General features: G+C 73.1%; 11 protein-coding genes. 3 read left to right on the top strand and 8 right to left on the bottom strand.

The genetic code is table 11. The features are described 5' to 3' along the window. Window positions 1-6: 6 nt before the first annotated feature. The 3 genes from STRBO_RS0120010 to STRBO_RS0120000 are packed head-to-tail and all read right to left on the bottom strand — an operon-like array spanning window position 7 to window position 4,807. A complete protein-coding gene (locus STRBO_RS0120010; RefSeq protein ID WP_005474490.1) occupies window positions 7-1,719 on the bottom strand; it encodes an IucA/IucC family protein in 1,713 nt (570 codons plus the stop codon). 41 nt (window positions 1,720-1,760) lie between these two features. Further along, window positions 1,761-3,620 (bottom strand): IucA/IucC family protein, encoded by a 1,860-nt coding sequence (locus STRBO_RS0120005; protein WP_005474491.1) that lies wholly within the window; start codon window positions 3,618-3,620, stop codon window positions 1,761-1,763. Beyond that, on the bottom strand, window positions 3,617-4,807 hold the full coding sequence (locus STRBO_RS0120000; protein WP_005474493.1) for an ATP-grasp domain-containing protein: 1,191 nt from the start codon (window positions 4,805-4,807) through the stop codon (window positions 3,617-3,619). Before STRBO_RS0120000 ends, STRBO_RS0120005 begins: the two co-directional genes overlap by 4 nt. 404 nt (window positions 4,808-5,211) lie before the next feature. On the opposite strand from STRBO_RS0120000, the gene STRBO_RS0119995 reads away from it, so the two are divergent. Then, a complete protein-coding gene (locus STRBO_RS0119995) occupies window positions 5,212-6,102 on the top strand; it encodes a (2Fe-2S)-binding protein (protein WP_005474495.1) in 891 nt (296 codons plus the stop codon). A gap of 192 nt (window positions 6,103-6,294) precedes the next feature. Beyond that, window positions 6,295-8,400 carry a glycoside hydrolase family 43 protein gene (locus tag STRBO_RS0119990; RefSeq protein ID WP_005474497.1) on the top strand — a complete coding sequence of 702 codons (2,106 nt, stop codon included), beginning with the start codon at window positions 6,295-6,297 and terminating at the stop codon, window positions 8,398-8,400. Between the two features lie 5 nt (window positions 8,401-8,405). Here the strand turns inward: STRBO_RS0119990 and STRBO_RS0119985 are convergent, their stop codons facing one another. Beyond that, window positions 8,406-8,765 carry an ArsR/SmtB family transcription factor gene (locus STRBO_RS0119985; RefSeq protein WP_020114665.1) on the bottom strand — a complete coding sequence of 120 codons (360 nt, stop codon included), beginning with the start codon at window positions 8,763-8,765 and terminating at the stop codon, window positions 8,406-8,408. A gap of 133 nt (window positions 8,766-8,898) precedes the next feature. On the opposite strand from STRBO_RS0119985, the gene STRBO_RS0119980 reads away from it, so the two are divergent. Next, complete coding sequence (locus STRBO_RS0119980; RefSeq protein ID WP_005474499.1) at window positions 8,899-10,263, top strand: MFS transporter; 1,365 nt, start codon at window positions 8,899-8,901, stop codon at window positions 10,261-10,263. A gap of 37 nt (window positions 10,264-10,300) precedes the next feature. On the opposite strand, the gene urtE is transcribed toward STRBO_RS0119980, so the two are convergent. Genes urtE through urtB form a run of 4 tightly spaced genes read right to left on the bottom strand, consistent with a single transcriptional unit; the run spans window position 10,301 to window position 13,846 of the window. Continuing rightward, on the bottom strand, window positions 10,301-10,993 hold the full coding sequence (gene urtE, locus STRBO_RS0119975; RefSeq protein ID WP_028796758.1) for an urea ABC transporter ATP-binding subunit UrtE: 693 nt from the start codon (window positions 10,991-10,993) through the stop codon (window positions 10,301-10,303). A 5-nt stretch (window positions 10,994-10,998) separates the two neighbouring features. Further along, window positions 10,999-11,802 (bottom strand): urea ABC transporter ATP-binding protein UrtD, encoded by an 804-nt coding sequence (gene urtD / locus STRBO_RS0119970; RefSeq protein ID WP_005474501.1) that lies wholly within the window; start codon window positions 11,800-11,802, stop codon window positions 10,999-11,001. Further along, a complete protein-coding gene (gene urtC, locus STRBO_RS0119965; RefSeq protein WP_005474503.1) occupies window positions 11,799-12,965 on the bottom strand; it encodes an urea ABC transporter permease subunit UrtC in 1,167 nt (388 codons plus the stop codon). The genes urtD and urtC overlap by 4 nt, the downstream gene beginning before the upstream one ends. Further along, on the bottom strand, window positions 12,962-13,846 hold the full coding sequence (gene urtB / locus STRBO_RS0119960) for an urea ABC transporter permease subunit UrtB (protein WP_005474507.1): 885 nt from the start codon (window positions 13,844-13,846) through the stop codon (window positions 12,962-12,964). The genes urtC and urtB overlap by 4 nt, the downstream gene beginning before the upstream one ends. Between the last annotated feature and the right edge of the window lie 41 nt (window positions 13,847-13,887).

The following is a 13,887-nucleotide window of genomic DNA, read 5'->3' as shown; positions in this document are numbered from 1 at the left end:
CCTGGATCATCGGGCGCCCCGGCGCAGGACGTCCTCGGCGAGGGGGGAGGGCAGGCGGACGTAGCCGGCCTCGCGGTCGGCCCTGCGCTCCCAGCGGGTGAGCAGATTGGCCTTGGCGGGGAGCGGGTCCCCGGCGAGGAGGGCGGAGAGAAGGGGCGGGCAGCCCTCCTCGTCGGCGTGGGTCCGCAGGGTCGCGCGAACGGCCGCCCACAGGTCGCGCTCGGTCCCGGGGTGCAGGTCGGCGAGGGCGGCGAGGAGCTCGGCGACGTGGTTGACGAGGAGGCAGTACACGACGCGGTCCCAGCCGCGCCGGGCGTCGTACGACATCGGGCCGGCGACCTCGGGCGGGAGGGCCGCGAGGGCGTCGGTGTGGTGGTCGGGGACGAGCTTGGCGCCCTCCAGGTCGCGGAAGAGGACCTGGGCGGGCATGCCGTCGGTGTCGACGCAGACGAGGACGTTCTGGAGGTGGGGTTCGAGGACGAGCCCGTGGTCGAAATAGGCGGCGAGGACCGGCGGCAGGAGGAGGCGGAGGTAGGACCTCCACCAGGTCAGGGCGGTCTCGGGGCCGGTACCGTCGAGAAGGCGGGAGATGTGGGCGGCGCTGGTCGGGTACTCGTCGGCGACGGCGGCCGCGAGCAGCGGGGTGGTGCCGGGCAGCAGGCGCCGGGACAGGCCTTCGCGGACGATCACACCGAAGCCTTCGAGGAGGGCCCGGTCGGGGGCGCCGTCGGGGCCGGGGACGGCGAGGCTGCGGTAGGCGGGTTCGCGGAGCATCGCGCTGCCGGGGAAGCGGCTCTCCAGGTCGGTGAGGACCGGGGCGAGGAGGCGGGTGAGGGCGACGGCGCCGGAGAGTTCGTAACTGGCGTTCTTGCGAACGCAGTTGGTGATACGGACGTTGAGGCTGAACTTCAGGAAGGCGTCACCGTCGAAGAGGGTGCGGACGGAGGCGGTGGCCGCGTACTCCCGGCCGCCGGGGCCCAGGTCGAGGATGTCGCCGCGGCCCAGCGCCGCACGCAGCAGCCGGTGTCCGCGCAGCATCTCGTACTGCCAGGGGTGGGCGGGCAGCGGGCGGTAGCCCCCGGGGACGTCGCCGGGGTCCCGGTCGAGCACGTCGGTGGCCCCCGCCTCGGCGCTCTCCTCGGCGATGAGGTGGTCGCGGACGGCGAGGCGGCGCAGCGGGAAGGAGGCGCCGGCCTCGGGGGCGTACGACTGCCATGCCTCGGTGTCGCCGGTGCGGGCCTTGGGAGTGGGGTGGAAGCGGTGGCCGAACAGCAGGGACTGCTCGGAGGCGAGATAGTCCGGGCGCCCGTGCGGGAGGTGTGTGCCGGTCTCGCGGGCACTGAGTGTGGTGGCGAGGGTGCGGTGACCGGAGTCGACCTGGTGCAGGAACTCGGGGTTGCGGACGCCGGTGCGCAGGGACAGTTCGTCGTGCGTGTACTCGGCGAGGCGGCGCCAGTCCAGCCGCGTCCAGCCGGTGTCGGACCGCTCGTGGACGGGGCCGGTGAAGCGGTGGGCGCCCAGAAGGGAGGTGCGGCGCAGGGCCACCCGGAGGAGGAGGCCGCGGCGGGGCAGGCGCAGCAGGAGGTGGCCGTCACTGACGGCGGTCTGGTGTTCGGGGCCCGACACCTCGCGCAGCAGACAGTTCAGGAGGGTGTGGGCGACGGCGTCGTCGGCGGTGGGGAGACGGGTGGTACCGAGCGAGTCGGTGAGCGGGGGCATGCGGTGGCTCCAGCGGGTACGCGGACGTGGGGGCGGGGCGGTCACTCCGGCGGCGACGGCGACGGCCTGAGCAGGTAGTTGGGGCCGGTGGTGTAGTGCTTGTTGATGTCGGCGGCGCCCGACCGCTCCTTGCTCAGCAGGGTCCCGGCGGTCACCATCGCCTTCACCGGCAGCTCGGGGGCGTGCAGCACCCGCGCGCGCAGTACGGCCGCCGCGTCACCGCCGAGGCGGTTGACGGCCTCGGCGAGCCGCTCCCGTACGAGGCTCAGCAGTTCCGGCAGCGGGGCGCGGCCGTGCCGGGCGAGGCCGAACGCGTAGGCCCCGGCGCACAGGTGGACCGTGATGGTGGTGAAGACATCGGTCACCGCGCGGTCGTCGGGGGTGAAGGTGCGGGCGTCGTCGAAGCCCCAGGTGCCGCCGCCCTCCCCTTCGCGTGCGCCGAACGCGGCGGCCAGGCGGACGCGGTCGACGCGCGGACCGTCGTTGTCCTTCAGCAGCAACCGCAGCTCGGCGGGGGCGGGGCCGAGGACCAGGGAGACGTTCTGCTGGTGCGACTCCAGCGCGATGCCGTAGCCGAAGAGCGTGGTCTGCCAGTCGAACAGCAGGGTGAGCACGGCGTCCAGCAGCGCGATCGGGTCACCGCCGTGGAAGCGGTCGGCGAGGTGGTCGAGGACCAGTCGCCCGCCGGGTGCCGGGGCGAGGAGGGCGGCCATGGGGACGACGGCCGCGTCGTCGAGGTCCGCCGGGAGGCGGCGGCACAGCACGGCGAGCATCTCGTGACCGGCGTGCGCGTACACCGACTCGTCGGCGTGCAGCACCCGGCCCCGGAAGCGGGGCTCGCGGTCGGTCACCGCCGCCAGCAGCCGCTGTCCGGCGGCGCCGTCGGCGAGCGTGCCGGGCTTGATGGACCGCTTGTTGCGCAGGCCCAGGGTGGCGGTCGCCAGCGGCAGTTTGAGGTGCAGCGCGGGAGCGGCGGCCGGGGCGACCGTACGCATCGACAGGGTGGGGACGACCGAGAGGTACGGCCGGTCGGCGAGTACGGCACGGCCGGCGAGTCCCGCCTCGCGCAGGGCCGCGTCGAGAGGCGCGCCGACGGTCGACGGGTGCACGGGCAGGGTGACATGGGTGGGGTCGAGGCCGGCGAGACCGAGCCCGGAGGGGGTGGGCCAGCCGTCGGGGAGGTCCCCGGTCACGGAGACGGACTCCCGGGGCAGGGCGAGCCACCGAAGCGGGAAGCTCGGGTGGAACTCCGGCGCGTAGAGCCGCAGTTGTTCCTCGTCGAGGCCGGAGCGGCCGCGTGCCGTCGGGTAGACCGGGTGGTCGAGGCGGGCGGCGAGGGTGTCGTAGGCGAGGCCGGCGCGCAGGCCCGTCCAGTCGGCGGGGTCGGCGCCGTACAGGTCGGTGAGGCCGTCCGCGGTCTCCTGCGCCGTCGCCTCGTGCAGCAACATCGTGGCGAGGGTCTGGCGGCACTCCTCGGCGAAGGCGTCGAAGCCGGCGCGGTCGACGGGCTCGGCGAGGTCGCGCAGCGCGGCGAGGACGGAGCCGCAGGTGACGAGGCGCGTGCCGTCCGACTCCCGGACGAGCAGCGGCAGTCGGGCGGCGTGGGTGTGCTGGAAGCCGTCCTCGGCGACAGGCATCAGGAGGGCGTCGGCAGCGGCGGGCAGGCGGAGCCAGGGGCCGTCGGGGTGGTGCACGAGGGTGCTGCGGGAGCGCAGGCCGACGACGTCCTCGCGGAGCAGGGCGCCGAGCACGCGGGTGAGGAGTGCCGCTTCGGCGGTGTGCGCGGGGGCGTCGGAGGTGGGGCGGGCGGCGGGCGCGTGAGCGCTCTCGGGGGGCCCGTGCTCGGTAGCGGCGGGCGCGTGCTCGGTGGCGGCGGGCGTGAGGTGGGTGGCGGTGTTCATGGCTGGATCTCCCAGCGCTGGGCGGCGAGGAAGTCCGCCGCGACCCGGTCGACGGTCTCCTGGGAGGTGCCGGTGGCGTGGAGGACGCCGAGGTAGTCGCGGTTGGTCCGGTACAGGTCGTGGTGTTCGCCGGTCCGGCGCAGCGGACGGTAGGTCAGATGTACGCCGTCGACGTCGAGTTCGGTCGGGCCGGGTGCGGCGACGAGGGTGCCGGCCCGGTCGGCGCAGGGGTAGTCCAGGCGGGCCGCGCCCTCGCGTCCGATGCCCAGGTCGGCGGGCAGTGGCTCGCCGAGGTGGGTGCGGAGGATGTGGTCGAAGAGCGGCAGGTCCAGGAGCCGCGCGAGCAGCAGGTCGCACTGGTCGCCGATGGCACGGTAGTTGACCTCGATGATGCGGGCCCGGCCGTCGTGGACCACGAACTCGGTGTGGCAGGCACCGAACCCGACGCCGAGCGCGTCGAGTTGGGCGAGGATCTGCGCGACGACCGGTTCGGGGTGGGCCGGGACGAAGGTCAGCCGCTCCTCGACGAAGTACGGCAACGGGGACAGTGTGGTGTGGAAGCCGCCGATGACATGACGGATCCGGCCGTCGCCGAGGGTCTCCAGGGTGTACAGCTCGCCGGGCAGGTACTCCTCGACGACGAGGGTGGCGCCCGGACGCCGGGCCAGGATCTCCTTGCCGCGGGCCACGAGGTCCCCCGCGCCGGTCACGAGCACGACGTCCTCGCTGGCGACTCCTTCGCGGGGTTTGACGACACAGGGATAGGGGGCGTCGGCGACGAGCGGGCCGGTGAGGCCGGCCGGGTCACCGACCTCGGCGGACCAGACGGTGTCCGCGCCGGCGGCGGCCAGACGGCGGCGCATCTCGCCCTTGTCCTTCGCGCGCAGGGTGGCCCGCCAGTCCTTGCCGGGGAGTCCGAAGTAGTGGGCGGCGAGGGCGGCCTGAGTCTGCAGGTGGTCGCTGTTGGTGAAGACCGCGTCGGGCCGGTGATGGGTGGAGATCCGGGTGACGACGGCACGGTGGTCCCGTACGTCGCACTCCAGGATCTCGGTCTCGGGGTACGCGGCGCGATGGGCGTCGGGCTGGTCGGTGAGGACGGTGACGTGCAGGCCGAGCCGGGCCGCGGCGGGCAGGAAGCCCTCGGTGACGGAGTCGGTGGGGTTCAGGGCGAGCAGGTACAGACGCATCGGGTGGTGCACAACTTCCGCTGGCGGGTGGGGTGTCGGCGGGACGGGCCCGGCTCGCGGTGGGGGCCGCCCCGGGCACATGGCAGTCACTGCTCGGGCAGCCCTGCGCCGGTGGTCCTCGGAACGGCGGCGGGCCTCTCCCGGCCACCCGGGCCGCCCGGACGTCCGGAAGCCGACTGCCGGGCATCCGGGCATCCGGGTCTCGTGCCGGGAAGGACGGGGTGGGAGGTGATCCGCTTCCGCCGACTCCTGTGCGGTGTGCCGGCGGATGTGTCGAAGATCAGGTCGGCGTCGGCCCGGTCGATCTCCTCGGGGTGAGTCTGGTCATCGCTACGCGATCTTGTGGATAAGGTAAGCCTCACCTACCCCGACCGCCAAACCCCCTTCACGCTCTGGAGTGACCGATGACCGTGGTCCACCTGGAGAACACCCAGGCCGACACCGCCACGCCCGTCCCGGAACTCCTCGCCGCCGCCTACCGCCGTCTGGACGCGGAGTGCGAAGCCCTGGCCGTGCGCGTGGCGGAATCCGGCCGCCCGGCCGACCGGCAACGGCCGCCCTCCGGCCCGCTCTCACCCCGGATCGGCACGCCCACCGTCGGGCTGATGGACGGTCAGCATGCCGTCGAGGCGTTCGTCGACGCGGAGACCGCCCGCATCCAGGACCGCTACGACCACTCCGCGCCCCGGCATGTCGCCGCCTCCCGCGCCCTGCACGACTACGCATGGTCGGTCGGCCTGCTGATGAGCGGAGTCTGGTACCTGGAGCGGCGCGTACCCCGTATCGCCCCCGACGACATACGGGTCGACCTCGCGACGGGCATGTTCGAGGTGCGGCCCGGCGCCGGACTCGTCTGCCTGCCGGACGACCCGGTGGCGGTCCTGCCCGGTGCCCGTGCGGTGCCCCACGAGGAGGCCTTGCGCGCCGGGTTGCGGGCCGCCGTCGCGGACCACATGGGCCCGGTGCTGGACGCGATGGGCCCGTACGTCCGCCGGGGCTCGCGTGCGCTGTGGGGCCTGGTCTCCGACGACCTGGTCTCCGGCCTCTGGTACCTCGGCCGTGCGCGCGGCGACGAAGCCGCCGGCGTCCGCGCCGCCTCCGCGGTGCTTCCCACCGCCCACGCGCCCTTCCCCGGCGGCGCCGACTTCCGTTCCCTCCGTACGAGTGACGGCCGCGACCACCCGACCCGCACCCGCGTGGGCTGCTGTCTCTACTACACGATCCGCCCCGCCGAGGCCTGCTCCACCTGCCCCCGCACCTGCGACGCGGAACGGCTGCGCCGGCTGGAGGGGTGACCACCACCCGGCCGACGCCCCCTACGGCGCGAAGCCGGGAAGCGGTGACGACCGCGTGGGCCGCGCACCGCCGCCGAAACTTTCGGACCGCTCCGGAGGCCCGTTCCGATTGACGCCGCCACCACAGATGGCAACACTCTTCGACGAGTTTCCAACAGGAAGCGTCAAAAGGTCGCAGCACTGGAGGTCGGCTTGCACGAGTACGCCGGATACGTCTTCGTCTACTTCACCGGCGAGGGCAGCCCGGACGGCGAGCGGATCAGGTTCGCGCTCAGCCGGGGGAACGATCCCCTGCGCTGGCGCGAGCTGAACGGCGGTGCGCCGGTGCTCACTTCGGACCTCGGCACGCGCGGGCTGCGCGATCCGTTCGTGGTCCGCGCACCGCAGGGCGACCGGTTCCACCTGATCGCCACCGACCTCCGGATGCACGGCGAGCCCGACGGCGACTGGGACCGGGTGCAGCGCACCGGCAGCACCTCGCTCATGGTCTGGGACAGCACCGACCTGGTGCACTGGACCGATCACCGTCTCGTGCGTGTCGCCCCCGACACCGCCGGCAACGTCTGGGCTCCCGAGGCCTGCCACGACCCCGGCCTCGACGCGTACGTCGTCTTCTGGGCGTCGAAGCTCTACTCCGAGGACGATCCCGGCCATACCGCCGAGACCCACAACAGGATGCTGTACGCGACCACCCGCGACTTCCGCGTCTTCGGCGAGCCCCGCGTCTGGAACGACCCCGGACACTCGGTCATCGACTCGACCGTCGTCCGCCACGACGGCACGTACTACCGCTTCACCAAGGACGAGCGCGGCAACTCCCCCGCCACCCCGGGCGGCAAGTTCATCACCGTCGAGAAGTCGGCCGGGCTGTGCGACACCTCGTACGCGTTCGTGGCCGACCGGATCGGTCAGGGGGCGGTCGAGCAGGGTGAAGGACCGATCGTCTTCCGGTCGAACACCGACGAGAACACGTGGTACCTGTTCGTCGACGAGTTCAGCGGGCGCGGCTACGTCCCCTTCGAGACCTCCGACCTCGATTCCGGCAGGTGGACCCCCTGCGAGGACTTCGCGCTGCCGCCCGGTGCCCGGCACGGTTCGGTGCTGCCGGTCACGCGGGCCGAGTACGAGCGGCTGCTCGCCGCGTACGCGCCGAAGGCGTCCGTCGTCGACGCCACCGTCCCCGGCGGCCTGAAGGCCTACGCGATCGTGGACGACGCCGCCTCGAAGGTCGTCCTGCCCCTGCATCCGGGCGCCGAACTCGACGGTCTGGCACCGGAGTTCGTCGCGTCGGCGGACGCCCGCATCGATCCGCCCTCCGGCACCCCGCGCGACTTCCGCACCCCGCGGCCGTACACCGTCACGACGGCGGACGGAACCGCGCGCACCTGGACCGTCGAGGCCGTGCACATGCGCAGCCCGCTGCTGCCGGGACTGTACGCCGACCCCAACATCCAGGAGTTCGGGGGCCGTTACTACATCTATCCGACGACCGACGGTTTCGAGGGCTGGGGCGGGACACGGTTCGAGGTGTTCTCCTCCGACGACCTGGTCACCTGGCAGGGCCACGGGGTCGTCCTCGACCTGGAGTCCGACGTCGGCTGGGCGGACCGCTGTGCCTGGGCGCCGGCCGCCGGGGAGCGCGACGGGTCGTACTACTTCTACTTCTGCGCCGAACAGCAGATCGGCGTGGCCGTCGCGGACAGCCCGACCGGCCCGTTCCGGGACGCGCTCGACCGGCCGCTCATCGGACGCGACGACTACGAGGGCCAGATGATCGACCCGGCCGTCTTCGTGGACGACGACGGCACGGCCTACCTCTACTGGGGCAACTGCGAGGCCTACGGGGTACCTCTCGCCGAGGACATGGTGTCCTTCGACCCGGCGCGGGTACGGCGGTTCACCCCGGACGGCTTCCGCGAGGGGGCCTTCGTCGTCAAGCGGCGGGGCGTCTACTACTTCATGTGGTCCGAGGACGACACCCGCAGCGAGGACTACCGCGTCGCCTACGCCACCGGGCCCACACCGCTCGGCCCGTGGACGAAGCAGGGTGTCATTCTGCGCAAGCGTCCGGGGTACGGCATCCTCGCCACCGGCCACCACACGGTCGTGAACGTCCCCGGCACCGACGACTGGTTCATCTGCTACCACCGGTTCGCGGTTCCCGGCCCCGGCACCCCGCGCGGCGACGGCGTCCGCCGTGAATCCACCCTGGACCGGATGGTGTTCGCGGCGGACGGCTCGATCGCGGAGGCCGTACCGACGCTGGAGTCCATCGGGCCGGTGACCGGCGCGAGGTGACGTCCTCAGTCGTGCGGCGCCTGCCCGCTGACCCTGTGGTCCGCGTGGCTGAGGGCTTCCATGACCAGGCGGCGCAGATGTCCGTCGCCGAGGCTGTAGTGGATGTGACGGCCCTCCCGGCGGGTGTCCACCAGTCCGGCGAGCCGTAGTTTCGCCAGATGCTGGCTGACCGCCGTGCGGGACGCCTCGCAGCGCTCCGCCAGGGAGCCGACGTCCGACTCGCCCTGGGCGAGCAGCCACAGCAGATGGAGCCGGGTGGCGTCGGAGAGCATCGCGAACACGCCGGTCGCCTCGGCGAGCCGCGCGCTGTCGGGGGCGCGCAGATGCGCGCCGGACGCAGGTGACACGGCGTGGCGTTCTGACATGGCCCCAGCGTAGGCGGTTCGTCGGCGACACGGGGTGTCGCACGCTCGGAGGCCGTCATGTGCGCAGGTGCGCACATGACGGTTACACTGGGCCGTACCGACACCCGACGCCACGCCGAGGGGAGCCGTTCGCATGCTCGCCGTTCTGCGTCATCGCGCCTACCGGCGGCTGTTCGCCGCCCAGGTCGTCGCTCTCGTGGGCACGGGTCTCGCGACCGTCGCCCTCGGACTGCTGGCCTACGACCTTGCGGGCGCCGACGCCGGTTCCGTCCTCGGGACGGCCCTGGCGATCAAGATGGTGGCGTACGTGGTGATCGCCCCGGCCGTCGGCGCGGTCGCCGACCGGCTGCCGCGCCGGGCGCTCATGGTGTCGGCGGATCTGGTGCGCGCCGGGATCGCGCTGTCGCTGCCGTTCGTCGGTGAGGTCTGGCAGGTGTACGTCCTGGTGTTCCTCCTGCAGTCCGCCTCGGCCGCGTTCACCCCCACGTTCCAGGCCGTCGTCCCCGACGTACTGCCCGAGGAGCGCGACTACACACGGGCGCTGTCGATGTCACGGCTTGCGTACGACCTGGAGAGCCTCTTCTCCCCCGCCCTCGCCGCCGCCCTGCTGTCCGTCGTCACCTACGACCGGCTGTTCACCGGCACCGTCCTCGGTTTCCTCGCCTCGGCCGCGCTGGTGGTCTCCACCGCCCTGCCCGAACGGGCCGCCGCCCCCCTCCCCCGCACCGGTGGCGTGTTCGCCAGGGCCACCGCCGGCACCCGCCTCTTCCTCGGTGTCCCCGCGCTGCGGGCCCTGCTCGCCCTGAACCTCGCGGTCGCGGCGGCCGGTGCGACGGTGACGGTCAACTCCGTGGTCTACGTCCGCGATGTGCTCGGCCTGTCGGCGAGTGCCGTCCCGCTGGCGCTCGGGGCGTACGGCGCCGGGTCGATGGCCGTCGCCCTGCTGCTGCCCCGCCTGCTGGACAGGGTGCCGGACCGGGCCGTGATGCTGCCGGGCGCCCTGTCCCTGACCGTCGTCTTCGCCGGGCTCGGGGCCGTCACGGCCGCGCGGGAGGGGAGTTGGCGGCTGCCCGCCCTGCTCGTTCTCTGGGCCGCGTTCGGCGCCGCCTCCTCGGCGGTGCTCACTCCGGCCGGGCGGCTGGTGCGCCGCTCGGTGGCGCCCGGGGACCGTACGGCCGCGTTCGCCGCACAGTTCTCCCTCTCGCACGGCTGCTGGCTGCTGACGTACCCACTGGCCGGGTGGCTGGGCGCGGCGGGGCTCGGCCGGGCCGTGCTCGCGCTGGGGGCGATCGCCCTGGGCGGGGCGCTGCTGGCCGTACGGCTGTGGCCGCCGGCGTCGGCGGCCGCCTCTCGCGCGACCCCCGCGGCCCCCGCGCCGACGGCCCACGTGCACGCGGACCTCCCGCTCGGCCATCCCCACCTGGTGGGCGCCGTGCGCGTGCCCACGGGCTGGCGGCACAGCCACGGACACCTCCCCGACGGGCTGCACGCCCGGTAGCGGCGGCGCGTGGTCCGGCCGCCTCCGGCCGGCGCCGTCACACGCTGAGCGCCGCCCGGACGGTGAGCTCGGCCCCCGTCCCCCCTTCTCCCGAGGAGGTGACCCGGCCCGCCTCCAGGACGTAGTACCGCTGGGCCGCCCGCATGGCGAAGCCCACGTGCTGTTCGACGAGGAGGACGCAGAGGCCGCCCCGGCGGGTCAGGGCGAGGATCGTCTCCTCGATCTCGGCGACGACCGAGGGCTGGATGCCCTCGGTCGGCTCGTCGAGCAGGAGGAGCCTAGGGCGGGTGATCAGCGCGCGGGCGAGGGCGAGTTGCTGGCGCTGACCGCCGGAGAGGAGGCCGGCCCGGCGGCCGGACAGCTCCCGCAGGACCGGGAACAGGTCCAGGGCCTCCGCGACCGCCTCCCTGCCGTCCGGGCGGCCGTCGGCGACCAGTTGCAGGTTCTCGGCGGTGGTGAGGTGCGGGAAGGACTGCTGGCCCTGCGGGACGTACGCCATGCCCCGGGCCACCCGCTGGTGCGGGGCGAGACGGGTGATGTCCTCGCCGTCCAGCAGGACGGTCCCGCCCTTCGGCTTGATCAGACCCATGGCGGCGCGCAGGAGGGTGCTCTTGCCGGCGCCGTTGTGGCCGAGGACGGCCGCGACGCCGTCCCCCGGGACGGAGACGCTCACGCCGTGCAGCACGGTCGTGCGGTCATAGCCGGCCCGGACGGAGTTGATCTCCAGCATGGTCGTCACGCCTCCTCGGCGACGGGGACGGGAGCGGAAACCGGCTCCGTGGCGGTCACCGACACGGGCTCGGGCTCCGACGCGCGGCCGAGGTAGACCTCCTGGACCCGGGCGTCGGCCTGGACCTCGGTGACGGAGCCCTCGCTGAGGACCCGGCCGGCGTGCAGGACGGTGACGCTGCGGGCGAAGGAGCGCACGAAGTCCATGTCGTGCTCGATGACCACCACCGTGCGGTCCTCGCCGATCCGCCGCAACAGCTCGCCCGTGGCCTCGCGTTCGTCGTGGCTCATACCGGCGACCGGTTCGTCGAGCAGGAGCAGCTTCACGTCCTGGACGAGCAGCATGCCGATCTCCAGCCACTGCTTCTGGCCGTGGGCGAGCACACCCGCGGGGCGGTCGGCCAGCTCCGTCAGACCGGTGGTCTCCAGGGCCCGGGTCACCTCCTCCGGTACGCCCCTGCGGCGCCGGAGCATGGTCAGCGGGCCTCGTCCGGCGCCCGCCGCGATGTCGAGGTTCTGCAGGACGGTCAGCTCCTCGAAGACGGTGGCCGTCTGGAACGTACGGCCGATGCCCTTGCGGGCGATCCGGTGCACCGGTCTGCCGATGAGTTCCTCGCCGCCGAAGCGGACCGATCCGGTGGACTTCACCAGACCCGTGACGGCGTCGACCAGCGTGGTCTTGCCGGCGCCGTTCGGGCCGATGAGGAAGCGCAGGTCGCCCGGGTGGATGTCGAGGTCCACGCCGTCGACGGCCTTGAAGCCGTCGAACGTCACCCGCAGATCGCGGACCGTCAGTCCCTCGCCGCTCATGCGGTTCCTCCTGTCGGGGCCGAGGCCGGAGCCGTGATCGTGGTCGTGGCGGCGGGGCCGGCCGTGGGGGTACGGCGGCGGCGCACCACGCTCGCCAGGGAGGCCAGGCCGCCGGGCAGGAAGCCGACGGCCAGCACGAACAGCAGGCCCTGGAGGTAGGTCCACGCGGCGGGGAAGGCGTCGGAGAGGGTGCTCTGCGCCCAGGCCACCGCGATCGCGCCGAGTACGGCGCCCACCAGGGAGGCCCGGCCGCCCACCGCCGCGCCGATGACGAAGCCGATGGACGGGACGACGCCGATGAGCGCCGGGGAGATGATGCCGACCGCCGGGACGAACAGGGCGCCCGCGAGGCCGGCCATGCCCGCCGCCACGACGTACGCGACGAGCTTGACGTTGGCGGGGTCGTAGCCGAGGAAGCGGACGCGCTCCTCGGAGTCCCGTACGGCGACGAGGAGTTCGCCGTAACGGCTGACGAACAGCTGGCGGGCGGCGGCCATCAGCAGCAGCAGAACGGCGGCGATGACGAAGTACACCATCCGCTGGTTCACCGGGTCGTCGAGGTCGTACCCGAAGAAGCCCCGCATGTCGGTGAGGCCGTTGGTGCCGCCGGTGGTGGCCTGCTGGCCGACGAGCCAGATGGCCAGGGCGGCGGCCAGCGCCTGGCTGAGGATCGCGAAGTACGCGCCCTTCACCCGGCGGCGGAAGACGAAGAAGCCGAGCAGCGCGGCGACCGCCATCGGCAGCAGGACGGTCATGGCGAGGGCGAGGAGCGGGTTCGCGAACGGCTGCCACCACCAGGGCAGGGTGTCGCCCGTGCCGTACAGCTGCATGAAGTCGGGCAGGGTCTGGCCGGCGTCGGCGGCGTCGGCGAGCTTCAGGTGCATGGCCATGGCATAGCCGCCGAGGCCGAAGAAGACGCCCTGGCCGAGGACGAGCAGCCCACCGCGGCCCCAGGCGAGGCTCACGCCGACCGCCACGATCGCGTAACACAGGTATTTGGCGAGGAGGTTGAGCCGGAAGTCGGACAGGGCGAGCGGGGCGACGCCGAGCAGCAGGACGGCGCCGAGGAGAAAGGCGCCGGGGACGCGGAAGCGGTCCAGGAGGGACGGCGACGGCTCCGGCACGGGCGCCGTCTTCTCGGGGGAGGGCGTGGTCGTGGTCATGCCAGGCTCCGGGTGCGCAGTGTGTACAGGCCCTGGGGTCGCCACTGCAGGAAGGCGACGATCGCCACGAGCACGATGACCTTGGCGACGCTGACCGTCGTCGAGTACTCCAGCACGGACTGCAGGACGCCGAGCGCGAAGGCGGTGATGACGCTGCCCTTGAGCTGGGCGACGCCGCCGACGACCACGACCAGGAAGGCGTCGACGATGTAGTTGGTGCCCATCGTCGGGCCGATCGGGCCGACCAGGGTGAGCGCCACCCCGGCCACGCCCGCGAGGCCCGAGCCGATGAAGAACGTCGTCCGGTCCACGCGCTCGGTGGCGATGCCGGACACCTCGGCGAGGTCCCTGTTCTGCACGACGGCCCGGATGCGGCGGCCCAGCGGGGTCGTGCGCAGGATCAGGGTGAGACCGAGGACGCAGAACAGCGCGAGACCGAGGATGAACAGTCGGTTGGTGGCGAAGGTGATGCCGCCGACCGCGATGTTGCCGGTGAGCAGGTCCGGGGCGCGGGTCTGGACGTTCGGGGCGCCGAAGATGTCGCGGGCTAGCTGCTGGAGCATCAGGGAGACGCCCCAGGTGACCAGCAGGGTGTCCAGGGGTCTGGTGTAGAGCCGCCGGATGAGCAGCCCTTCGAGCAGCGCGCCCATCGCTCCGGCGACCAGGAAGGCCAGCGGAAGGGCGAGGAGCAGGGAGAGACCCGCGCCGCTGATGGACTTCTGGAGCACGTACGTGGTGTAGGCGCCGGCCATGATGAACTCGCCGTGCGCCATGTTGATCACGCCCATCTGACCGAAGGTCAGGGTGAGGCCGAGGGCGATGAGGAGGAGGACGGCACCGATGCTGATGCCGGTGAAGGACTGGTTGAGGATGACCGTCATGACGCGGCTCCCGGTCGGGGGGTGGGGTGCGTTGGCGGGTG

This window comes from Streptomyces bottropensis ATCC 25435 (assembly GCF_000383595.1).
In the GTDB taxonomy this organism is placed as follows: Bacteria; Actinomycetota; Actinomycetes; order Streptomycetales; family Streptomycetaceae; genus Streptomyces; species Streptomyces bottropensis.
The sequence above is the reverse complement of the archived record's forward strand: the minus strand, read 5'-3'. Positions and strand labels throughout refer to the sequence as shown.